Origin of the sequence: Aquimarina penaris (assembly GCF_040786285.1) — a bacterium.
GTDB lineage: Bacteria > Bacteroidota > Bacteroidia > Flavobacteriales > Flavobacteriaceae > Aquimarina.
In genome coordinates, this window is record NZ_JBFMKQ010000002.1 from 731,387 (window position 1) to 753,640 (window position 22,254).

The 22,254-nt window shown below is 33.3% G+C and carries 20 protein-coding genes; 7 read left to right on the plus strand and 13 right to left on the minus strand.

Annotated features, from left to right (window positions below; genetic code table 11):
* Positions 1–2: 2 nt before the first annotated feature.
* Positions 3–752 carry a peptidylprolyl isomerase gene (locus tag ABW637_RS12830; protein WP_367585099.1) on the minus strand — a complete coding sequence of 250 codons (750 nt, stop codon included), beginning with the start codon at positions 750–752 and terminating at the stop codon, positions 3–5.
* On the opposite strand from ABW637_RS12830, the gene ABW637_RS12835 reads away from it, so the two are divergent.
* The 4 genes from ABW637_RS12835 (at position 746) to ABW637_RS12850 (ending at position 5,710) form a co-directional block, all read left to right on the plus strand.
* Positions 746–1,390, plus strand: coding sequence for an NUDIX hydrolase (locus ABW637_RS12835; protein ID WP_367585100.1), 645 nt, complete (start codon positions 746–748; stop codon positions 1,388–1,390). The genes ABW637_RS12830 and ABW637_RS12835 overlap by 7 nt on opposite strands.
* Before the next feature lie 172 nt (positions 1,391–1,562).
* Complete coding sequence (locus ABW637_RS12840) at positions 1,563–2,366, plus strand: lysophospholipid acyltransferase family protein (protein WP_367585101.1); 804 nt, start codon at positions 1,563–1,565, stop codon at positions 2,364–2,366.
* A gap of 136 nt (positions 2,367–2,502) precedes the next feature.
* A complete protein-coding gene (locus ABW637_RS12845) occupies positions 2,503–4,386 on the plus strand; it encodes a T9SS type B sorting domain-containing protein (protein WP_367585102.1) in 1,884 nt (627 codons plus the stop codon).
* Positions 4,387–4,549: 163 nt separating this feature from the next.
* Positions 4,550–5,710 carry a serine hydrolase domain-containing protein gene (locus ABW637_RS12850; protein ID WP_367585103.1) on the plus strand — a complete coding sequence of 387 codons (1,161 nt, stop codon included), beginning with the start codon at positions 4,550–4,552 and terminating at the stop codon, positions 5,708–5,710.
* A 351-nt stretch (positions 5,711–6,061) separates the two neighbouring features.
* On the opposite strand, the gene ABW637_RS12855 is transcribed toward ABW637_RS12850, so the two are convergent.
* The 9 genes from ABW637_RS12855 to ABW637_RS12895 all read right to left on the minus strand — a co-directional run bounded on the left by ABW637_RS12855 (position 6,062) and on the right by ABW637_RS12895 (position 14,489).
* On the minus strand, positions 6,062–6,817 hold the full coding sequence (locus tag ABW637_RS12855) for a LytR/AlgR family response regulator transcription factor (protein ID WP_367585104.1): 756 nt from the start codon (positions 6,815–6,817) through the stop codon (positions 6,062–6,064).
* Between the two features lie 58 nt (positions 6,818–6,875).
* Positions 6,876–7,238, minus strand: a complete 363-nt coding sequence (locus tag ABW637_RS12860) for a four helix bundle protein (RefSeq protein ID WP_367585105.1) — start codon at positions 7,236–7,238, stop codon at positions 6,876–6,878.
* A gap of 155 nt (positions 7,239–7,393) precedes the next feature.
* Positions 7,394–7,702: a 2TM domain-containing protein gene (locus ABW637_RS12865; RefSeq protein ID WP_367585106.1), complete on the minus strand. Its 309-nt coding sequence runs from the start codon at positions 7,700–7,702 to the stop codon at positions 7,394–7,396.
* Positions 7,703–7,713: 11 nt separating this feature from the next.
* A complete protein-coding gene (locus ABW637_RS12870; RefSeq protein WP_367585107.1) occupies positions 7,714–8,070 on the minus strand; it encodes a 2TM domain-containing protein in 357 nt (118 codons plus the stop codon).
* Positions 8,063–9,424 (minus strand): 2TM domain-containing protein, encoded by a 1,362-nt coding sequence (locus ABW637_RS12875; protein ID WP_367585108.1) that lies wholly within the window; start codon positions 9,422–9,424, stop codon positions 8,063–8,065. Before ABW637_RS12875 ends, ABW637_RS12870 begins: the two co-directional genes overlap by 8 nt.
* 30 nt (positions 9,425–9,454) lie before the next feature.
* The gene (locus ABW637_RS12880) at positions 9,455–10,078 is read right to left on the minus strand and encodes a hypothetical protein (protein ID WP_367585109.1); all 624 of its coding nucleotides are present in this window, start codon (positions 10,076–10,078) and stop codon (positions 9,455–9,457) included.
* A 106-nt stretch (positions 10,079–10,184) separates the two neighbouring features.
* Positions 10,185–10,607 carry a DUF2141 domain-containing protein gene (locus tag ABW637_RS12885; protein ID WP_367585110.1) on the minus strand — a complete coding sequence of 141 codons (423 nt, stop codon included), beginning with the start codon at positions 10,605–10,607 and terminating at the stop codon, positions 10,185–10,187.
* 18 nt (positions 10,608–10,625) lie between these two features.
* The gene (locus ABW637_RS12890) at positions 10,626–12,782 is read right to left on the minus strand and encodes a TonB-dependent receptor (RefSeq protein ID WP_367585111.1); all 2,157 of its coding nucleotides are present in this window, start codon (positions 12,780–12,782) and stop codon (positions 10,626–10,628) included.
* 411 nt (positions 12,783–13,193) lie between these two features.
* A complete protein-coding gene (locus ABW637_RS12895) occupies positions 13,194–14,489 on the minus strand; it encodes an NAD(P)/FAD-dependent oxidoreductase (protein ID WP_367585112.1) in 1,296 nt (431 codons plus the stop codon).
* 201 nt (positions 14,490–14,690) lie between these two features.
* Here ABW637_RS12895 and ABW637_RS12900 point away from each other — a divergent pair, with 201 nt between their 5' ends.
* Positions 14,691–15,185: an RNA polymerase sigma factor gene (locus ABW637_RS12900; RefSeq protein ID WP_367585113.1), complete on the plus strand. Its 495-nt coding sequence runs from the start codon at positions 14,691–14,693 to the stop codon at positions 15,183–15,185.
* 4 nt (positions 15,186–15,189) lie between these two features.
* Positions 15,190–15,813, plus strand: a complete 624-nt coding sequence (locus tag ABW637_RS12905) for a DUF8845 family protein (RefSeq protein WP_367585114.1) — start codon at positions 15,190–15,192, stop codon at positions 15,811–15,813.
* Here ABW637_RS12905 and ABW637_RS12910 read toward each other — a convergent pair whose 3' ends face one another.
* The 3 genes from ABW637_RS12910 to ABW637_RS12920 all read right to left on the minus strand — a co-directional run bounded on the left by ABW637_RS12910 (position 15,814) and on the right by ABW637_RS12920 (position 18,287).
* Entirely contained in the window at positions 15,814–17,001 is a 1,188-nt protein-coding gene (locus ABW637_RS12910) for an LETM1-related biofilm-associated protein (RefSeq protein WP_367585115.1), read from the minus strand.
* A gap of 101 nt (positions 17,002–17,102) precedes the next feature.
* Positions 17,103–17,690, minus strand: coding sequence for a superoxide dismutase family protein (locus tag ABW637_RS12915; protein WP_367585116.1), 588 nt, complete (start codon positions 17,688–17,690; stop codon positions 17,103–17,105).
* 114 nt (positions 17,691–17,804) lie between these two features.
* Entirely contained in the window at positions 17,805–18,287 is a 483-nt protein-coding gene (locus tag ABW637_RS12920; RefSeq protein WP_367585117.1) for a YdeI/OmpD-associated family protein, read from the minus strand.
* A 431-nt stretch (positions 18,288–18,718) separates the two neighbouring features.
* On the opposite strand from ABW637_RS12920, the gene ABW637_RS12925 reads away from it, so the two are divergent.
* Positions 18,719–21,982: a M36 family metallopeptidase gene (locus ABW637_RS12925; RefSeq protein ID WP_367585118.1), complete on the plus strand. Its 3,264-nt coding sequence runs from the start codon at positions 18,719–18,721 to the stop codon at positions 21,980–21,982.
* Positions 21,983–22,254: the final 272 nt, after the last annotated feature.

The following is a 22,254-nucleotide window of genomic DNA, read 5'->3' on the forward strand; positions in this document are numbered from 1 at the left end:
CATTACTTAATCACTTCAGCTTTTATAAAAATATTTTCTTTTGGCCATTCACTTCCGTCTACAGGAACATTAGATATCTTATCGGCTACGGCCATACCTTTTACTACTTTTCCGAAAATAGTGTGTTCTCCATCAAGATGATATGCTCCTTTTTTTGCAATAACGATAAAAAATTCAAAAGGGGTTGAACGGTTAGAGGGATTATCTACCCATTGCTTTGACAATGCTACTGCACCACGAGTATGCGTTAGACCTTTAACAGGTTCTTGCGGAATTGTATATTCCCCAATTTGGAAACGTCTAACGGCCATTTGTTGTCGATCGCTATTACCTCCTTGAATTACAAATCCTTTAGCTACCCGGTAGAAAAAAGTCTCGTCAAAATATTTCTGCTTAACCAGATAGATAAAATTGGCTCTGTGTATTGGTGTTTCAGTATATAATTGGATATCAATATTACCATACGTGGTTTTTATTCTTACCAAAGTTTCAGGGTTTTCGTTCCCATAATTGGTCATAAACTCCCTAAGGTTTTTGTTTGTAAGTTTAAACGGTTCTTCTTCGGCCTCTTTTTTTTGCAAAACAGGATCACTTACTATTTCTTTTTTATGGTTATCTTCAACTACAGTAGTATCACTTCCCGAATGAGAATCTATTGTTTTCTGTTTATTTTTTTTAGATTGTGTATCTTCACAATTAGAGAATAAAAGAATGCAAGTGCAAAAAGTTAAAATAGATCTGGTCAATGACATTTGAAACATTTAAAAAATTAGTTCCAAAAATAAAGAAAATGTCGGTACCGGGAGAATCTTCACATTTTATTATGGCTCCAGAGATTAGAATGAAAGAGCTTAATGCGATAATGATTGAAGAAAGAAACCCCAGAAATGCTGCAGTGATGATGCTTTTTTATCCAAAAGAGAGCACAACACACATTGCTTTAATTTTGAGACCCGAGTATGAAGGCGTGCATTCTGGACAGATTGCATTGCCCGGAGGAAAAGTAGAAATGCAAGATCAAAATTATACAGAAACAGCATTAAGAGAAACCCAGGAAGAAATTGGTGTACATATACATACTGTTGAAGTAATAAAATCATTAACCAAAGTATATATTCCTCCTTCTAATTTTTGGGTGCATCCTTTTATGGGTTTTACCGAAGAACGACCCGATTTTGTATTACAAAAAGAAGAAGTTGCCAAGGTAATCGAGGTTCCATTAGCAGAATTGTTGAATGAGGATAACGTAAAGGCACAAATATTGTCTACTTCGTATGCGAAAAATATAGAGGTACCATCTTTTAAATTAAATAGTTATGTGGTTTGGGGAGCAACGGCTATGATGCTAAGTGAACTCAAAATGTTTTTAAAAATTTCAAAAGAGCAATGATTTTGTATATTTGGAACTTGTCTTTTCGAAATTTTCACAAGAATTTATCGAAGAACATATCGGTTTTTTAATCTTTTGTTAGTAATTTTCATTGAAAATCAAATCATTACAATTTTACAAGAGTAATTAAGATACATCGACACTAAATAACATACTAAACAAGAATGTATTTATGGGGTTGTTTAAGAGAAATCCTTTTGGGCATATATTATTTTTAAAAAAATGGCTGATCCGTATTATGGGTGGCTTAACGCATAGGCGCTATCGTGGTTTTAATGAATTAAAGATTGAAGGGAGCGAAATTTTTAAGGATCTTCCTGATAATGGTGTCTTATTTGTTTCTAATCACCAAACCTATTTTGCAGATGTAGTTGCAATGTTTCATGTTTTTAATGCTAGTTTAAGTGGTCGTACAGATTCTATTAAAAATGTGGGATATTTATGGCAGCCCAAAATGAATCTTTATTATGTGGCAGCAAAAGAGACTATGCAAGCTGGCTTATTGGCAAGAGTGCTGGCATATGCCGGAGCCATAACCGTAGAGCGTACATGGAGAGAAAAAGGGAAGGACGTTAATCGCCAGGTAAAGATGAGCGATATTACCAATATTTCAAGAGCTTTAGAAGATGGTTGGGTGATCACATTTCCGCAGGGAACAACAAAACCCTTCAAACCTATTAGAAAGGGTACAGCACATATCATTAGGCAGTATAAACCTATTGTAATCCCTATAGTAATTGATGGATTTCGAAGATCTTTTGATAAAAAAGGAGTGGTAATTAAAAAGAAGGGAATTTTACAGTCTATGGTAATCAAACCACCTCTGGATATTGATTATGACAAAGATTCAATTGATGATATTGTTGAAAAATTAGAATATGCTATTGAACAACATTCATCATTTCTCAAGGTGATACCTCAAGAAGAATTAGAAGCTGAAGAAGAGCTAAATAAAAAGAGACAATGGGAGTATTAATTAAGTAATACTCTTTGTTAGATATATTTGGGTACATTTAAAAGCATATGAATTTCAAAAATAATATTGACGTATTCCTAGTTTTGAAATCAAAACAAATTATTAAATATTTGTTAAATTGTGCTATATTCGGGGCATGAAAATGACCCCTAGGATACTACGCTTCGTATTTTTTCTTGCAACTAATCTTGTGTTTTTTAATGCACAGGCACAACTAGGGTTTTGTAATGGCAACTCAGGAGATCCCATATTTAATGAAACTTTTGGAACAGGTGTTACCAATGGGCCTCAATTACCAGCAGGAGTTACTACATATACCTATATAGATGGAACCCCTGATGATGGAGAATATACAATCTCTAATTTTACCGGGTATTTTGATTGGCATGATACCTCGGATCATACCCCTAATGATGCTAACGGAAAAAGCTTAATTTTTAATGCCGATGTCACAGCTGGAGAGTTCTTTAGACGTACAGTAGCTGGGCTTTGTGAAAATACCTCATATGAATTTTCTGCATGGTTATTAAATTTATTACCCAGTGCTAATAATTGTGGAGGTGGTGGAATACCAATCAATGTTAGGTTTCAAATATGGGATAGTACCGATACTAATTTATTAGCATCAGGAGATACCGGAAATATTGGTAGTAGTGCATCACCGGTTTGGGAGCAATATGGTTTAGTATTTCAAACGGTACCAGGACAGACCTCTGTAATTCTTAAAATGATTAATAACGGTAATGGCGGTTGTGGTAACGATTTGGCGATTGATGATATAGTTTTTAGAACTTGTGGAGATTTCATTACCGTAACAGACAACCAAAACAATGCAGATGTTGCCATTTGTCAGGATGATACACCTTTTTCTACACAGTTAATGGCAAATCCGGATTTTTCGATATATGCTACTCATGCATATCAATGGCAACAAAGCGTAGATGGGCTTACTTGGTTCGATATTCCTGGAGAAACAACTTCGATATATGCTACTCCGCCAATTATAAGTTCGGTGTCTTATAGGGTTAAAGTTGCCGAAGACCCTATTAATCTTGCCAATCCATTATGTAATTCATTATCCGAAGTATTTGATGTTTCGGTTATAGCAGAACCCAATACTCCTGTTAGTAATGGGGATGTTATTGTTTGTGAAAATGAAAACTTGACCATATCGGTAACCGTTTCTAACAATGAAACCGTAAATTGGTATGATAGTGCTATTGGAGGCAATTTATTACTTGCGGGTAATACATCGTATCAAGTAGATACTGCAGGAGTGTACTATGCTGAAGCTATATCAACCCTTGCCAATTGTATTTCAGACACAAGAATTCCTGTTACAGCGGGATTCTATGAATTACCACTAGTTTTTGATGAAAACTTATCCTTTTGTGAAGGTGAAAATATCACTCTGGATGCCGGAATAACTAATGTTACGTATTTATGGAATACTGGGGAGACCAGCTCACAAATTTTGGTCAATACGCCCGGTACGTATACAGTAGAAGTAACGAATACTAATGGATGTTCTAGTGTCAAAACCATAACACTTACCCAAAATAGTATACCGATTATAGACAATATTACTTCTGATGGAGATTCTATTATTGTTACAACCTCTAATTCTGGGGCATTCGGATATTCTATCGATGGAGTATCTTTTCAGGACAGTAATGTCTTTACGAATGTAGAAGGTGGTCTATACACTATCTATGTTAGAGGTGAAAATGGCTGTGGATTAGATACTCAAGATTTTATATTGTTAGTATATCCCGAGTATTTTACGCCTAATAATGATGGTTTTCACGATATATGGCATATTGAAGGAATCGAAAACTACCCTAACGCATTACTTAGTATTTATGATAGACTAGGTAAACTTTTGAAACAAATATCACCCAATGGAACTGGATGGAATGGCACATATCGAGGCCGATTATTACCTTCATCAGAATATTGGTATAACTTAGACTTAAGAGATGGGCAGAATGTAAATGGGCACTTTTCTTTGATTAGGTAATACATTTAAAAAACACATACCAGTTGCTTTAATTTTAAGCACTTTTTTATAAAAAGCAGAAACTTAATCATTAGTCAAGAACAACTTCAATATATTTGAATTAACAAAACCATATTAATACACAAACTCCCATTATATCTCACTAGCAACAGAACTAAAAATTATGAATAAAACTCTATTCTTATTATTGTTTGGTCTCCTACTTATAACCAATAAATCTATTTCTCAAGTTAGCGAGCCAAAACACAAATTCGATCTAGAACAATCAAAAAAAATACTCAAGGAACAAATCAATAAAATATTAATGGATACCGGCATACCCTCTGTTTCTTTGTCGCTGATTAAAGGTGATACCATTATTTGGTCAGAGGCATTCGGGTTTGCGAATGTTAAGAAAAAAGTTCCTGCAACTAGTTCTACTATATATAGTACTGGTTCAAATTTCAAATTCGTCACAGCAACAGCTATAATGCAATTAGTAGAAGCTGGTAAATTGGACATTGATGATCCTATAAACAAATATTTAGGAGAATCACCAATTAAGGATCTTTCGAATGATGGAACACCTGTTACATTTCGTCACTTGTTAAGTCATCATTCAGGATTAACTGGGCCAATTGAGATTATTCCAGTATGGGAAAGAAAACTACCTAAAACACTAGAAAAATTTGCTTCTGAAATAAGTACTGAAGAACCACCTGGAATAAATTATCAATACTGCAATCATTGTTATGGTCTTGCAGGGTTGATAATTGAAAAAGTGTCAGGAATGTCTTATCAAGATTACATAGTGGATAATATTCTAATACCGCTTCAAATTGAATCTAAAGGTCCAATTGTGCCCACTCCAAGTATGATTGAGGAACTAGCTCTACCATATTCTTTAGAAGACAATCAACCAATTCCCGAGTATCAATCTCGTTTTGATGTATATCCTGCAGGCGATGCTTATTTGACCTCCCCGGAAATGGCTAATTTTTATATTGCCCAATTGAATCAAGGTTCTTTTGATGGTCAATCTATCTTGAACTCAAATTCTGTGACCAAGATGCAGGAACCACAGTTTGGAAGTAATTATGGGTTTGGAATTGGAGTAGTTATAAAGAATAATACAAAGTATTTAACACACACAGGTGGGGTTCCTGGGTTTTCTACTTGTTTTAAAGCAGAAACAGACTCAAAAACTGGCATATACATTGCTGCAAATGCCGGTCAAATGCAAATTGTATTGCGTGCAATTGGAAACCTTGCTTTGGAACTCTTAAATGGGGATAGCGAAATTGATCCCTTACTTATAAAATGGCAAGATTATATGCATATGTAATTCTTACCATTATAACACGATCCATTTATTAGGTAGGAGTTCATCTATCGATTTACTTTATACTCCTCCATATTCTCCAGCATGTCCTTAAGCCGGGGTATAAGGGGCTATATTGTTAATCTTGCAAGTATTCTTTTTGTGTCTTCTTTTTGAATAGATCAAAACTAAAACCTAAGAATGAACTATACAACATTTAGTTAACTGAACGGTTACGCTAAATTTGAGCTTCGGCCTATAATTCTAGCATTACAAACCACAGTTTTTGAGGTCAAGAGTTTTTTTTGAAGATTAACTATCGAAAAATGGTAGTGACGTAGAAGATTTTGAATGATGACCTTACAAAACGTTATTTTATTCCAACCAAGATTTAAAATCCTTAACTCTTTCTCTTGCTACAATAACTTCCTGCTCATTAAAATTATTAAACTTGATTTGAAGTCTTGAATTTGTATAGGATATAATATCTTTAATGGCATTAATATTCACATAGAATTTTCTGCTTATACGAAAGAATTGTTGTGGATTTAATTCATTTTCGAGTGCTTCGAGCGTAGTATCAATCAAATAATTTCTATTATCGGTCGTGTGTAAGTATGTTCCTTTATTTTCAGAATAAAAGCATTCAATTTCTTCTACTGGGAATATTTTAAGGTGTTGCCCCACTCGGGCTGTAAAACGTTTTTTATACACCCTATCCATTGGGTTGATGAGTAGCTTTTTAATATCTTCAAAATCTACCTGTAATTGCTGTTTTTTAGGAAGGTGTTCTTTGTATTTATTAACTGCTGTTTCTAGTTCTTCATCATCGATTGGTTTTAACAGATAATCAATACTATTTAATTTAAAGGCTTTAAGTGCATATTCATCATAAGCCGTTGTAAAAATGATCGAACTTTTTATAGTTAAAGCATCAAAGATCTCAAAAGACAATCCATCACTTAGTTGAATATCGAGAAAAATTAAATCAGGGTGTTCATTATTACCAAACCATTCTATAGATTCTTGCACAGAATGTAGCATAGTGTTTACAGTTATGTTTAGATCAGACAGCATTCTATTTAGGCGTCTGGCTGCGGGTTTTTCGTCTTCGATGATAATGATGTTCATGGATTAATGATTAAATGAATTAATGATTAAATGAATTAATGATTAAATGAATTAAAGGTTATTGAAATGATGTATTTTTTCTTGCCTTTGATACAACCTTTAAAACTTCATTGGCTTCTTTTAATAAAGGACTTATTTTGTCTGTACTTGCTAGTCCTGATTCCTCTAAAATTTCTAACCAAAAAACGGTTTCATCGGCTTCTTCAGTTGTAATAGACATTTTAGAATAGAACTCTTTTTTAGATCTTGCGATACAAGAAGCTCTATAGTTGGCAGCAGTAGAGGTAGAACTTTTAATAATTTGATAACCAATTATTTTAGTAGCCTCATTTTTGGGTAATGTATTGTACATTAAAATAATATCTATAGATAGTTTTTTTGTTCTCTTTTTAAAATTTTCAATGAATTTAGTTTTTTCCATATAAAATACGCGTAGTGGTTTAAAAATTTAATATTCGCATCATTTTATTATAAAGGTTTTCGCTCTTCTATTAGTTCATTCCCTCATTCTTTCATTGCTTCCTTCTCTCATTGTTTCCTTCTCTCATTGTTTCCTTCTCTCATTGTTTCCTTGTTTCACTCCCAAAGTTGTTTGTCTTTATCCTGTTCTTCGTCCATATATTTTCTGATTTTTCGATCTTCCCAGTCTTTGTCAAACATGGGGTTCACTCTATAGGCTTTGATAGCATGAAAAACGATACCGATCCCCCAACCAAAGGCAGCCCATAAAAACCAGGCGTAGTGCCACTCATTTTGATAGTAATTTAATCCGGCTAAAAATCCAATAACAACAAAATAGGATATAAGGTTGTTATAGAACTTTTTTAATTCTTCTACACGTTCTTTCGCGCGTTCATATCGTTTTTGTTCTTCAAAATTTCTCATAATTATATATTTTAAAAATCGTCTTTGTCTATAAGTTCTTTAATTTTATTTTCTTCCCATTCTTTGCTAAAAATAGAACGCCTTAGCCTCTTAAAAAAAGAGAAGTTTTTCTTGAAAACACATGCTCCGTGAATTAATAAACCAATACCCCATAACACAGGTGTGAACAATAAATTCCAATTAAGCCATTCGGTAAAACCATGATCAGGATTAATCTTATCAATATTAAGGTACACCACTCTATGAATTATTACAATAGCGATATTTATTACAATATATACCATAAGGTGACCGTAGAATCCTTTTTCTTTTTCTACTCGCTTTTTTGCTTTGTAATAGCTTTTTTTCTTTAGATTATCATTAGTCATAACTTTTGTTTTTTGATTCGGTCATGTATTTCTTAATCTTTCTTTTCTCCCAGTCTTTTCCCAAAAAAAGATGATGATCAAAAGCTTCCATGTAGTGAAAAATTATACCAAGCCCCCAGCCTCCCATGGCAAATAAAAACCAAGGAAACTGCAACTCATTAGTTTGATAATTAACAAATACTAAAAATGGAATAACAATACAGTATGCAGTAAGGTTACCGTAAAAGTCTTTTATCTTTTTCACTTGCTCTTTTGCGCGTTCGTATTTTATAGTTTTTTCATGTTCAATATTTTCTAAAGCTTGTGAAGCTTCAAGAGCTGCAAATTTTATTTTTCTTGTTAATATCGGAAGCTCTGCAATAAAAGCATCATTAGTTTTGTATACTGAAAATTTCCTTTTAGTCAATAATGCATATCGTTGTTGTACATTTCCTAAACCGACACCGCTACTTTGTTTTATTACCTCTTTAGGCTGAAGGTTATTTTCTACGATTAAGAAATTATCTTTTTCATAAATTTTAATGTGCAATGGTCTTGTTTGCATTACCACATTGTGTTTTATCGTGTTTTCTAATAAAATTTGTAGCGAAAGCGGTACAACTTTGGCTTCGGGATTTGTAGCTTTTTCAGGCATCTCGAATATGATACTATCTTCAAACCGCAATTGTAATAGGGTCATGTAAGTTTTTGCAAACGCTAATTCTTCATCTATTGTTACTAATTCTTTATCTTTTTGTTCTAATACATACCTATAGACTTTTGAAAGCGATGTAGTAAACTTTTGAGCCATCTTTGGATTTTCATCAATAAGAGAGGTTAATACATTAAGGCTATTGAACAAGAAATGTGGATCAAGCTGGTTTTTTAAGGCAGCAAACTTCGCCGAAGCGGTACCGGCAATAATTTTTTGTTCTGTTATTTTTTGTTTTTGTAATTCTTTAAAGAAAAAGAATGCATGAAAAAAGAGTGTAACGATAAGGGTTATGACAAAACCACTTAGATAATAGCTTAATTTTTCGTCTTGTATAAATTGTTCTAAAGGTTTTCCATAATACCCAACGACAAGTACTAAACGTATCGCGATTATGGTAACCATAGTTAGAATTATAGCACCAATAGCGCCAAACCATAATCTTTTTTGAGGCTGCTTTCCCCATGTGTAAAATTTACCGATAAAATCAGAATAATATGCATTTACCAGCGTAAGTGGAAAAGCAAACATAAATTGTATAATGGTGCTTTCTAATACGCTTTTGTATGTCAATGGACCTCCAGTACCAAAGATTATAATAACCAATTCAATACATATCGCGAGGATAATGCTTATTTTCAATATTTTTCGTAAATCGAACATGTATTTTTGTCGTTTTTTTATGTATTCAACCTATTGTTTACAGCTTTGTTGAACCCTTTGTACCTGACCCTTTCCCCATTTAGGATAAAAGGGAGTATCATGTGTCTCCTTTTCAAAGTACAAGATAGCTTTTTCTATCTCAGGACAAAAGGCCTTTGGGTCTTTACCCCAGAATTTTGCACTACCCATTTTCCACTCGGCATGATATAAAATTGCACGAGGATTTTCGGGCTGCAAAGCTTTAGCTTTTTGATAGAGTTCTTCAACTTTAGCAGAAAGTGTAGGTCCGTATACCGATGGGTTATAAGCAACATAAGCAGTATTAAGCATTGCTTCCATGATTAGGATTTCGGCATTGTCTTTAGAAAATGTTTTGGCTTCATTTAGAAAATTCTGAGCTTTTTTTAATCTTAACTCGATTTCTTCTGCATCTTTTATTCCAAAAGTGGTAACAATATGTACCTGCGCGGCATAATAAAATGGTAGCCAATTTTCTTTTTCAGCTTTGGCAATACGCTCAAAAAGATTAATCGCTTCATCTGGGGTTTTACTTCTCCATAATTCAAAAGCTTTGGTCATTCCTTTTTCATATGCAGCTTGTGCATTGATTGTAGTAGCTGTTAAAAAACTTAGTATAATTAGTAGTGTTTTCATAGTTGTTATGTTTTGATTTATAAGACAAATATCGATTGGGTAAGTATCTTATTATAGTATTTATGACTCAATTGTAGTTTTTGATGGATGAAATGTTCCTTATATTTTATAGTGTAATATGTTGTATTTCTTTTTCGGTAGAAATAATGAATTTAGCATCTTCCCATTTTGGAGGGCCAAATTGCCCTTTTGCATTATTACTAACACCATAGGGCTCTGTTGGGATTCTGAAAAATGTATTCATTTTTTGATTATTATCCTTGTCATGATATAGAGAGATTGCATATTCTCCTTCTTTAATATTTTCAAAAGTCACTTGTACACCTTCTTTTTTAGCTTTTATACTAATTGATTTGTAGATACTTTTCAAGAAGCTTTCTTTGCTATTATACAAACCAATTTTTAGGGTTCCATCATTAGATTTTATATTCGTAATGATAACATCTATTGATGGGTTGTTGTTCTGTGCAAAACAGGATGTTGATAGTGCCAGTAATGCTATGATTACTGTAAAAAATGTAGTCTTCATAATTTTTGATTTTTAAGATTATAGAGTATCTAATTGATTATCGGTTTTGTTATCGCTGATAGTCCAAAAGAATCCAAGAATAAAAAACTGATCAGCATTGGGGCGTATTGCCCGTCTTGAAAAGTTACCATTGGCATCTGGAGTATTGGAGTATTGATAGTTAAAAACATTGTTGAAATCCAGTGCATTTGAGACCGAGAAGTACAGAATTTTTTGCTGACTAATTAAATATGCCCAGCTAAAATTAACAGCATTAAACGTTCGTGTTTTTTGATTCTGAAAAACACTTTCATTTGGATCATTATAAGGCCTTCCAGAAGTAAAGTTGTAGGTAGTACTGATCAATGATTTCCAATCTTTAATCCAATACTTTGTGACTAAAGAAAGATTGTGCTTGGCTGCAAAATTTGGAGTAGCTCTATTGGGGTAGTTTCTATAATTTCTTTTGGTATCCAAGTAGGAATAACTAACCCAATAGTCAAGATTTTTGATCGATTTATTGTCCCGCCAAAAAATATCTAAACCTGTAGCATATCCATCTCCATTATTGGTAAAGTTACTATCAAACATAGGGATCTCTGTATCGAATTTTATAAGACTTTTATATGATTTATAGTACCCTTCTGCTCTAAATGTTCTACCGTTATCTTGGTATAAATAATTCAGGATATAGTGAGATGATTTTTCGGGCTCTAGCATTGAGTTATATTTCAATACATCCTGTTGGGGAGCCTGATAAAAGTCTCCATATGCAAGTGATATCTGCGATTTTGATGAGGTTTTGTAGGCTAAAGATGTTCTCGGAGACACTTTATTGTAGTTTAATAATGTGTTATGAACACCTCTAACACCAATCTGTAGTGCTAGTTTTTTACTAAAAAAGATATTGGCTTCGGTAAATACAGCGGTGCTAGGATTATCATATGTAGTATCAAAAGTATCAAAGCTTGGGCTTTCGGCTTTTTCAGAGAATGTAGTTAAGAACTGTTCTGCACCAAAACTTAGTTTAAATTGATTACTAAACCTTTTTCTAAGTTTCATTTTAAAATGAAAACTATTCTCGGTATCGTCAAGAGTTATGTCGTCAATTCTGATATCATTTTCATCATTAGCAAAGCTCGCGCCAGTTGCAATATCCCAATCATTTTTAAGATCACCTTTGTAAGACGCATTTAGGTATAAGTTTCTGTTTTTTAATCCAAAATTGACGCCTTGGGGAGCATTAATATCGTCTTGTATAAGTTCGAAATCAGCATAATTTAAACCGCCGTAAATTTTCAAAAGTCCATCATTGCTAAACTTATGGCGATATACCGTTTCTCCTGATAAGGATTCGTAAGGGTTGATCCATTTTACGCGTTGTTCTATAATACCTTGATACGGTTTTAGATTTATGTAAAAGGCATTTACACTTAATGAGCTGTTCTCCCATTTTTGAGTGTTTCCTCCACCCAATCCTACATTAATAAACTGAAGATCTGTTTTTTTCTGATCGGGTTCATCTATAGTGTTAAGTTGTAATACGCTGGATAATGCATCGCCAAATTCTGCAGAATATCCACCTGTAGAAAAATTCGTTCCTTTAAAAAGGAAAGGAGAAAACCGACCTCGAGTTGGGATATTATTTGTAGTTGCTAAAAATGGCTGAAAAACACGTAAGCCATCGATATAAATATTGGTTTCATTAGCGTCACCACCACGTACAAAGAGACGTCCGTCTTCTGCTGCATTAGAAGTACCTGGTAACGTTTGTAACGCGGCGATATAATCTCCTGCAGATCCTGCTGTTGTTACAATATCCAAGGGGGTAAGCACAGAAGCTTTACTGTTATCTCCTGCAGAGAATGTTCCGGCATTTAATACAACGCTCCCCAAAGAGTTTACATCTTCTTTAAGGACCACATTCAAATTTTTCATTTCTGAAATGTCTCTATGTAAGGTGTATGTTTCAAAAGAAAGAAAAGAAACAATAAAACTTTGATGCCCCGTTTCTGAAGTAGTAAAAGAAAAGGTTCCTGTTTCGTTTGAAGAGCTACCGTCATACGTACCTTCTAGATATACATTGGCACCGATGATCGGAATCCCTTTTTTATCAACGACTTTTCCGTTTATAGTGGTTTGACCCGATACGTTGTAAAAGAGTATTAATAAAAGTATGGTTAGTTTTAATTTCATTTCAGTAAGTTTTTTTGAATTGATAGGTCAAAAGTGATTTATCTTAAAAGAATCTGAAATAATGTCTTACCGAATTGTAGAAAATCAATGATCAATTGATAGATAAATGCCAATAAAGTTTGCTTACATAAATAAACTAAAGCAATGTATTTAGTTATAATTTATATAGCATTTGAATTTAAAGGATTAAAATTTGAGTAAAAAACACTGGATTTTGAGTATAAAAGACTCGAGTATCTATATAAAATACTTGAGTTTGAATACAAAAGGTTTGTCTTTGAACAAATAACACTAGAGTTTCAGTGTTAAATATTCAAAGTTGACTAAAAACAACTGATTATTTAATAGGGCGAATACATCAGAGTGTAAGCTACCTTCAAAATTTGGGGTTATAGCGTGTTAAAACCTTCATTACACTCTTTCTGTAGAACCATTATCATTTTTAAATGGTCTAACAATTAATCTGGCCGCTTTGTCGTAATTAATATAATTGTATACCCAATTAAAGAAAGTGACAAATCGATTTCTAAAACCTACCAGAAACCATAAATGGATAAACATCCAGATAAACCAGGCAAAAAAACCACCGAATCTAAATTTTCCGAGATCCACCACAGCTTTGTTTCGACCAATAGTGGCCATTGATCCTTTGTCTAAGTATTTAAATGCGGTCATTGCCTTTCCTTTTATATGCCGTTTTAAATTTTTGGCCAAGTGTCTTCCTTGTTGTATGGCTGGTTGAGCCACCATAGGATGACCTTTTGGGTACTCTTGGGTTTCCATCACAGAAATATCCCCAATGGCAAAAACATTAGTATACCCCTCAACTTGATTACATTGGTTTACTTTATAGCGATTGGCTCTTGGGATAAGAGATTCGGCTTTTAGACCAGATATAGGTGCACCAGTAACTCCGGCAGACCATATAAATGTTGCGGTTCTAATAGATAGATCGGTATTGGTGGTTACCAACTCATTCTCATAGTTTTTGACTTGAGTATTTAGATGAATATGCACTCCAATATTTTCTAAGAATTTGGTTGCCTTTTTTGAGGCATGTTCACTCATTGGAGGAAGAACACGAGATGCACCTTCGATTAAATGAATTTCCATTTCGCTAAAATCCATATCGGGATAATCTCTTGGTAAGACATTTAATTTTAGCTCTGCGATACCCCCGGCAAGTTCTACTCCTGTGGGACCCGCTCCGGCAAGTACAAAATTTAAAAGCTCCTTTCTTTTTTCGGGATCAGTAGTAATTACAGCTTGCTCTAGGTTTTCTAGCATTAAACTACGCAAATTTAATGCTTGCGGAAGATTTTTCATGCGCATTGCATTAGTTTCGATTGTAGTATTACCAAAAAAGTTAGTACGAGCTCCTGTAGCAATAACCAGATAATCGTAAGAAATATTACCAATATTGGTATAGATCTTTTGTGTAGCGGGATCGATAGACTCTACTTCGGCCATTCTAAAGAAAGTGTTTTTTCCTCTTTTAACAATTTTACGTAGAGGATATGCGATAGAATCTGGTTCTAATGAAGAGGTAGATACTTGATATAAAAGAGGTTGAAACGTGTGGTAATTATGTCTGTCTATTAATACTAATTGTACAGGTTCTTTAATCATTTTTCGAGCTAATGCAACTCCTGCAAAACCACCGCCAATAATTACTAACCTGGGTAGATTAGAGAAAGGTATATTCATAATCTATATGTTGTAGAACAAAGGTAAAATGATAAAATTATTTACGCTACATATTCGTCGTTTTTTATGCTCGAAACTGTCATAATACTAAATTGTTTTATCACTTTTTGATGAAGTTTATTACCCATAAAATGATAAATTTAGAATTTAAGTGTAACAGAAATGTTTTATTGACTACATATAAGAACGTAACCGACTAGAGTGAATAAAGATTTAGAACATAGTTTTGTAACCAATCTTGAGCAGAATCAGAATATTGTGCATAAAGTTTGTAGGATTTATACCAATGATCCCGACTCACATAATGATTTGTTTCAGGAAATCACAATCCAGCTTTGGAAAGCATATCCTAAGTTTAGAGGTGATGCTAAGTTTAGTACCTGGATGTACAGAGTGGCATTAAATACTGCAATTACATTATATAGAAGGTCTAAGAGGAGCATTAAGACTACAGATTTTGATTCCATGAACTTTAAGATTAAGGCAGAGGAATATGATGATGAAGTAGAACAACAACTAAAACTTATGTATTCGGCAGTAAAGCAGTTAAATGATATTGAGAAAGCTTTGGTTTTCTTATATCTGGAGGATAAATCGTATAGAGAGATTGCCGAGACTATGGGTATTAGTGAAGTAAATGCCAGAGTCAAAATGAATAGAGTGAAGACAAAATTGAAAAAAATATTAAATCCGTAACCCCATGGACGAATTAGAATTATTAAAGAAAGACTGGAAGAAGCAAGAAGGTGTGCTTCCTAGATTATCTTATAAAGAAATCTACCAGATGATATTGAAGAAATCTTCTTCGATGGTTAAGTGGATTTTTATCATAAGCGTGTTAGAGTTTTTATTATGGGCATCTATTGATATCGTTGTTAGATTAAGTGGTAATTATAACGACTTAGAAGGGGTTAATTTGAAAGGTTTTTCAATTATTTCCACTACGATATCGTATTCTATTCTTATATATTTTATGGTAAGGTTTTATCTTAATTATAAAAGAATACAGACTACGGATTCTGCAAAAGTATTGATGCAAAATATTCTAAAAACACGAAAAACTGTAAAATATTATGTTTGGTTTAACTTAAGTTTTTTGGGGTTAACTACCATTTCGCTTGTAGCGTATTTAGCATTTTTTACGGATCAGTTTTCAAATCAATCTTCAGAAGAAGGGGTGTCTGTGTTTTTAGTAATCGTAAGTACAATTGCTGTGCTGGCTATAGCGCTTGGTCTTGTGGCTTTGTTTTATAGATTAATTTATGGGATTTTAACGCGTAGGTTAAAAAACAACTATAAAGAACTTGAAAAACTAGAGGTATAATTATTGTTTGTTCTCGTTAAAAGCTGAAGGTAATAATTGAGGAATAAATTTTATCAAAAGAGGTAGTAAAAGGCTTCCTCCGGGTAATATAAAAATTGCAAGAGAGGGAACCGTTTTACAGATGTCAAGTAATTGCTTTTTTACTTGTTTCTTTTCTTGTTTTGATAAATCTCGCATTGTAGATTGACCTAATAAAATCATTAAATCTTTACTTTCTGTAATCTCATTAATCAATCGTTTTTTGTTTCTCAAAATCAATACACGAACTGTTCTTGAAGTCTGTTGATAAAAGTGTAACGCTGGATGAGAATAGTTGAAGAATGAAATATGATCTTTGTGGTCATTTATAAATGTTTTTACCGAATCAATAGATTCTTTGACTACCACATCTGATAGTTTTAATTCTGCTCCAAGTGCAGACATAAAACTTTGCTCATTTTTATCTAATTCGTCATCATTCCATACTGCAAGGCTAGTTAGATCTATAATATATCTTTTCTCTATTTCATCGGTATATGGGTCTAATTCTATATAATCAAAACTCGCATCTTCTTCTGTCGAGATATCTGTATATCGCACAGATGATGCAAATAACTTCACTAATAATTTATCATAATCATCTTGCTGTTGTTTAGAGTTTAATGCTAAAAAAACGGTATTTGTTAACGTTTCCTCTAGTTTTGCGGCATATTCAAAAGGGTTTTTGTCATGAATTAGATAATATTCAAAAGCCAGTATATCAATAAATAGCAGGGCATTGGTTAAAAGATGACTGAAGTTTTTCTTAAAAATAGATTCATTGGTTTGAATGCGGGTATGTATAATTTTCTCTAGCTTTTCATTCTCATTAGCAGGAAGTACATTAGTAAAAGAAAAAAAAGATTTCTTTGTGTCTAAAAAATCATAATACTGAATGAGTGCATGAATACAGTCTTTTTTATCAGCATTTTCTATAGTATCGTAATAGGTAACTACTAACGCCGTAAAAAGATTGATTTTTGTTTTTTCTTCTTCTGAATAAACAATATCAGAATTGTTTGTAATAATAGTTTCTACCGAAGTACCAAAAATAAAACCAACTCTTCTTAAATCAGAATATAATTGATCAAAAGACCATTGTGGGAGATTAATATTCTCATCAAGATCTCTTAAAAATTTTTCTACCCAACCCGAAGTTGAAGGATTCATAAAGTAGTGTTAGTTAGCTAAGTTATTTCAAAAAACATAAAAGAAAAAAGCATTCTTCAATATTTTATCGAAGAATGCTTTTTCAATTATTCTATACAAGGTTATTGTATTATGCCACCACAGCTAACTCTACCTCCAGCAGCTCCTGTTGGTTGTGTAGTAAAATCATCAACACCCTGGTGTACAATTATTGCCCTGCCTACAATATTTTTTTTCTCATCATCACAACCGATACACCATTCATTGGTAGCAAAGGTAATACTTGCATTTCCTTCGGCATCGGCTTTTAGGTTTCCTATATCTCCTTTATGAAACCCTTCTTTTGCTCCCCATTTTCCATGAGCTTCCATAGTTGGATTCCAATGCCCTCCTGTTGATTTACCATCTGCAGAAGAACAATCTGATTTCTCATGAATATGAATAGCATGCTCACCCTCGCTCAATCCATTTATTTCGGCTACCATATTCACCATACCTTCAGATTCGGTAAATGTAACATTTCCAGATACATTACTATCACTTTTTGGTACTAATGCAAATGTTATAGTTTTAGTTTCTTCTTCTCCTTTTTCAGTAGACGTTACTGTTTCAGTATTGTTTTCTTGATCTGTTGCTTCTTTCTTTTCACCTTTACAACTAAATGTTGCTATAGATAAGAAAGTAAGTACTACCAATTTTAACGTTTTCATAATTTTTATGATTTGTTTGTCGTTTCTAAACGTAAGATAATGTAGTTTTAGTTTATGACAAAGAATTTAAAGAGGAAATACAAGGGTTGTTAAAATTAAGTTCTTCTATTGAGATTAGATTTTTTTTATTAATTCTTGATGATCCCTAATTCCAAGTTTTAAATTCTCTGTAATAATTAATGCTTTATCAATTCGGGTTTGAGATTTCTTAATTTTTAAGATATAGTAAATTAAACTTCGTTTTTTACCATCTGTTAGTGACTCAAATATTTCAAAAGCTTCGAGGTCACTTTGTAAAACTGCATCAAATTCTTCTGGCATTTCTACACCGTATTTAGAGGTGTCTTCAAATAACTGGACTTTGAAATAATCTGAAGGAAAAATGCCTAGTTTCTTTTGATTAGTTGTATTGAAAGTAATGTTGTAATTCTGTTTTAACTTTTGTAGCGCAGCATGAAATCTAATTTTTTGATTGTTAAAAGTGATTTCAACTACTACTCTTTTATACTTTTTATCCAAACAATGTTGGGCAATTTTTTCGGGTACCACAAAACTATGGTTGGATTTTAATGAAGTTTCAAAAATCAAATTTTTCATGTATATGTTTTGTTGTTGATTTTCAGGTGTTTGAAAAAAATAGGATAAGATTTTTCAATGTAAATTTAAGAATTTCTTGTTTAATGTTCTGTTATTTTTGTTAATCAAAATTTATTAGAATGACATTAGAAAACTATATTTTGTAATTTTTTAGATACAAAATTCGACACTTTTACCGTAATCTTAAAAAGGTATTTTTATTAATCTGATTTTTAACAATTTATTCTGAATAAACCTCTTTTTTTTGGAAACACTAGTACTAATAATGTCTAACAGGAATATATTGGGGAAAAATACATTTTAACTTAAGTGTTAAATAAAATTTAATATAAATGTTAATTTATGATAAATTAATATGACTTAAGGACTTATAGCTGCAGATTATCTAAAATTTGTTAATTTTGCAGGACACAAACTCAAAACTTAATTTTATGAAAAGAGTCTACTCGTTTGTCGTTTTATTATTTTTAATAACGCAAACAACTTTTGCACAACAAAGTGCAAATGAATTGATTAAAGAACATTTTAATGATGCTATTACTGTCGTAAGTAATGCAAAGTCATCCTCAGAAAACGTTGATTTTAAAGAATGGATAATCACAGACAAGGTTCCTTCTTTAAAAACTGGAATTTGGCATTATTATGTTCAACAACTTCACAATAAAATCCCTATTTTACATGGAACGTATAAGTTTACGATACGGGACAACAAAATTACGTATGCTGTTCCACAATTTGTAGAAGGTGTTAAAGATAAAGTGGTGTCTGCCAAATTTTCGATTTCTGAAGAACGTGCTATACGTATTCTAACGGGAAGACATAATTTAGCTGCGCCAGCTAGATTATCTAAAACCGTAAACAAAAAATCTAGCGGATTGGAAGTTTCTGAATTCTTAGGTTCTAACTTAACAATAGATGAAGAACCGATAAAGGTACAGAAGGTATATGTGTTAGATAATGATCAGTTAAAACTAGCATATAATGTTAGTCTGTACGAAAAAAGTGGCGAAAACTGGTGGAGCACATATGTAGATGTTTCTAGCGGTAAAGTTCTTTTGGAAAGAAATTTAGTGATCAGATGTAATTTTGATGCACCAGATCATTCTTCTCATAAGCACGAATCTGAATCTGTACTTTTTGATGCTCCTAAAATGGGGCCTTTAACAGAAGCTACAACAGCGGCATTAGCACCGGATTCGTATAATGTATATGCAATGCCTTTAGAAAGTCCTAGTCATGGTGGCCGTTCTATAGTTACAGATCCAGCTAATAGTACTGCATCTCCTTTTGGATGGCATGATACTAATGGAAGTAACGGAGCAGAGTTTACTATCACAAGAGGTAACAATGTATGGGCTCAAGAAGACAGAAATGGAAATAATGGAACTGGTTTTGCTCCAGATGGAGGGGCAAGCCTTGATTTTGATTTCCCAATAAACCTTAACCAGGCTCCAAGTAATTACCAAAGTGCGGCGATTACAAACCTTTTCTACTGGAATAATATTATACATGATGTATTCTACCAGTATGGATTTAATGAAGCCAGTGGTAACTTTCAGGAAAATAATTATGGTAATGGAGGAGCAGGAAGCGATTCTGTAAATGCAGATGCTCAAGATGGTAGTGGTAGTAATAATGCTAATTTCGCTACTCCAGGAGACGGTGGAAACCCAAGAATGCAAATGTTTACTTGGAGCGCACCTAATCCAGATAGAGATGGAGATTTAGATAATGGTATCATTATTCATGAATATGGTCATGGTATTTCTATTCGATTAGTAGGTGGTCCAGCTTCTAATCAATTAGGAGGTTCTGAGCAAATGGGTGAAGGATGGTCTGACTGGTTTGGATTAATGCTAACCATGAGAGCAGGTGATAGAGGTACTGATGGTAGAGGAATTGGTACCTATGCATTAAACCAACCAACTAGTGGAGGAGGAATTCGACCAACTAGATATTCTACAGATAGATCTATAAATAATACAGATTATGCAGATATAGGTGGATTAGCAAGACCGCACGGTGTTGGATATGCTTTTGCTACTATATTATGGGATATGACTTGGTTATTAGTAGATCAAGAAGGTTTTGATCCAGATTTTTATAATGGTACAGGTGGTAACAATATCGCCTTGGCTCTTGTAACTGAAGGATTAAAAAATACAGCCAATAATCCAGGGTTTGTTTCTGGTCGTGATGGTATTTTACAAGCAGATCAGGATTTATACAATGGAGCATACAGATGTTTAATCTGGAAAGCATTTGCTGAAAGAGGAGTAGGACAAGATGCAAACGAAAACAACAATGGAGGTTCTAATGGTCAGACAGATCAAACCGTATCTTTTGTAAATCCATGTGATGGTGGAGGACCTGGGCCAGGAACAGGAGAATGTTCTGGAGATGTAGCTTCATTCCCTTTCAGTGAAAGTTTTGAAACTAATCTTGGTGAGTGGTCAAATGCTACTTCTGGAGATGATATCGACTGGACTAGAGATTCTAACGGTACTCCTTCTAACCAAACTGGACCTAGTAGTGGTGCAGATGGTAATTTCTATGTTTATGTAGAAGCTTCAGGAAACGGTACAGGATTCCCTAACAAACGAGCGATCTTAAACTCTCCTTGTTTAAACTTTACTAGCTTAGCTACACCTAGACTTACTTTCCAATACCATATGTTTGGTAGTGCGATCAATAGTTTAAATGTTGAAGCTAGAACCGATAATACTGGAGATTGGACAAGCATATTTAGTAGAAATGGTGCACAAGGAAATAACTGGAATGCAGCAGATGTAGATCTTGCAGCATATGCAGGAAACGCAAGTGTACAACTACGATTTAATGTGCTTACTGGTACTGGTGGTAGTGGATGGCAAAGTGATATAGCTATAGATGCTGTATCTATCCAGAATGGTACTGGTGGACCAGGACCTGATCCAGACTGTAATGCTTTAAGTTTTAATGATTTCCAAATTAATCCTTTCTCTAATCAAGATAGAGGTGGTACTGCAACAATTGTAAATGCAGGAGCTGGATTATCAATGAGTGGTAATACATGGAAAGAAATTGCTCTTAGCTATACGGTAACATCTAGTACAGTAATAGAGTTTGATTTTAGTAGTACAGCACAAGGAGAAATTCACGCAGTTGGTTTCGAAAATGATGCTTCATTAACACCAGCTAGATATTTCAAAGTTCATGGTACTCAAAATTATGGAGTGACAAACTTTGATAATTATGCCGGTGGTACTACAACGTATGTTATACCAGTAGGTGATTTCTATACAGGAAGTATGGACCGATTAGTATTTATCAATGATAACGATGCGGGATCAGGAAATACTTCTGTATTCTCTAATGTCAAGATTTATGAAGGTACTTGTGGTAGTTCTGTAGTAGAATCAAGTTTTGGAGATATTACTGCGCTTGTAGGAACCGATGGAGAGGAAGATGCATTCTCTTCTGTAAAAATAGCTCCTAATCCTCTTAAAAAAGGTGGTTTACTTAAGGTGTATATGCCTAAAAAAGACTCACAGAATGCTACAATTTCTATATTAAATGTTATGGGACAAGTAGTTAAAAAAGGAAAGCTTAATAGTAACGGTACAATAGATGTTAGTGGTATGGGCGCTGGTTTATATATAATCAATATCCAAAACCAACAAACAAAATCTGTACATCGAATAATTATCGAATAATTGATTTGTTTAGAATTTTAGATTAATAAAAGACCGTCCTAGGACGGTCTTTTTTATTCAAATAACTGAAGAATTTAGAATCTTACATCTTGCGAAACTAAAGTAGTAGAGGTTAATAGTATTTCAACTTTTGGTTATGTTTTATGAAAGATATTGTTAACCAATTTAATTCTGAATTAAGATTCTTCACTTATAGAATTTTAAAGACCTGATTGAATTAAATTTATCGAATTGTAAATGGAGATTGCCGTTTAAAACTTCTTGTTAATCAA

What these genes read in the sequence shown, in the direction of transcription:
- ABW637_RS12845 (WP_367585102.1), top strand. Translation starts at nt 2,503, where the DNA reads ATGAAAATGACCCCTAGGATACTACGCTTCGTATTTTTTCTTGCAACT.
- ABW637_RS12835 (WP_367585100.1), top strand. Translation starts at nt 746, where the DNA reads ATGACATTTGAAACATTTAAAAAATTAGTTCCAAAAATAAAGAAAATG.
- ABW637_RS12870 (WP_367585107.1), bottom strand. Translation starts at nt 8,070, where the DNA reads ATGACTAATGATAATCTAAAGAAAAAAAGCTATTACAAAGCAAAAAAG.
- ABW637_RS12875 (WP_367585108.1), bottom strand. Translation starts at nt 9,424, where the DNA reads ATGTTCGATTTACGAAAAATATTGAAAATAAGCATTATCCTCGCGATA.
- ABW637_RS12885 (WP_367585110.1), bottom strand. Translation starts at nt 10,607, where the DNA reads ATGAAGACTACATTTTTTACAGTAATCATAGCATTACTGGCACTATCA.
- ABW637_RS12905 (WP_367585114.1), top strand. Translation starts at nt 15,190, where the DNA reads ATGGACGAATTAGAATTATTAAAGAAAGACTGGAAGAAGCAAGAAGGT.
- ABW637_RS12830 (WP_367585099.1), bottom strand. Translation starts at nt 752, where the DNA reads ATGTCATTGACCAGATCTATTTTAACTTTTTGCACTTGCATTCTTTTA.
- ABW637_RS12865 (WP_367585106.1), bottom strand. Translation starts at nt 7,702, where the DNA reads ATGAGAAATTTTGAAGAACAAAAACGATATGAACGCGCGAAAGAACGT.
- ABW637_RS12855 (WP_367585104.1), bottom strand. Translation starts at nt 6,817, where the DNA reads ATGAACATCATTATCATCGAAGACGAAAAACCCGCAGCCAGACGCCTA.
- ABW637_RS12925 (WP_367585118.1), top strand. Translation starts at nt 18,719, where the DNA reads ATGAAAAGAGTCTACTCGTTTGTCGTTTTATTATTTTTAATAACGCAA.
- ABW637_RS12890 (WP_367585111.1), bottom strand. Translation starts at nt 12,782, where the DNA reads ATGAAATTAAAACTAACCATACTTTTATTAATACTCTTTTACAACGTA.
- ABW637_RS12860 (WP_367585105.1), bottom strand. Translation starts at nt 7,238, where the DNA reads ATGGAAAAAACTAAATTCATTGAAAATTTTAAAAAGAGAACAAAAAAA.
- ABW637_RS12895 (WP_367585112.1), bottom strand. Translation starts at nt 14,489, where the DNA reads ATGAATATACCTTTCTCTAATCTACCCAGGTTAGTAATTATTGGCGGT.
- ABW637_RS12840 (WP_367585101.1), top strand. Translation starts at nt 1,563, where the DNA reads ATGGGGTTGTTTAAGAGAAATCCTTTTGGGCATATATTATTTTTAAAA.
- ABW637_RS12920 (WP_367585117.1), bottom strand. Translation starts at nt 18,287, where the DNA reads ATGAAAAATTTGATTTTTGAAACTTCATTAAAATCCAACCATAGTTTT.
- ABW637_RS12880 (WP_367585109.1), bottom strand. Translation starts at nt 10,078, where the DNA reads ATGAAAACACTACTAATTATACTAAGTTTTTTAACAGCTACTACAATC.
- ABW637_RS12915 (WP_367585116.1), bottom strand. Translation starts at nt 17,690, where the DNA reads ATGAAAACGTTAAAATTGGTAGTACTTACTTTCTTATCTATAGCAACA.
- ABW637_RS12910 (WP_367585115.1), bottom strand. Translation starts at nt 17,001, where the DNA reads ATGAATCCTTCAACTTCGGGTTGGGTAGAAAAATTTTTAAGAGATCTT.
- ABW637_RS12850 (WP_367585103.1), top strand. Translation starts at nt 4,550, where the DNA reads ATGAATAAAACTCTATTCTTATTATTGTTTGGTCTCCTACTTATAACC.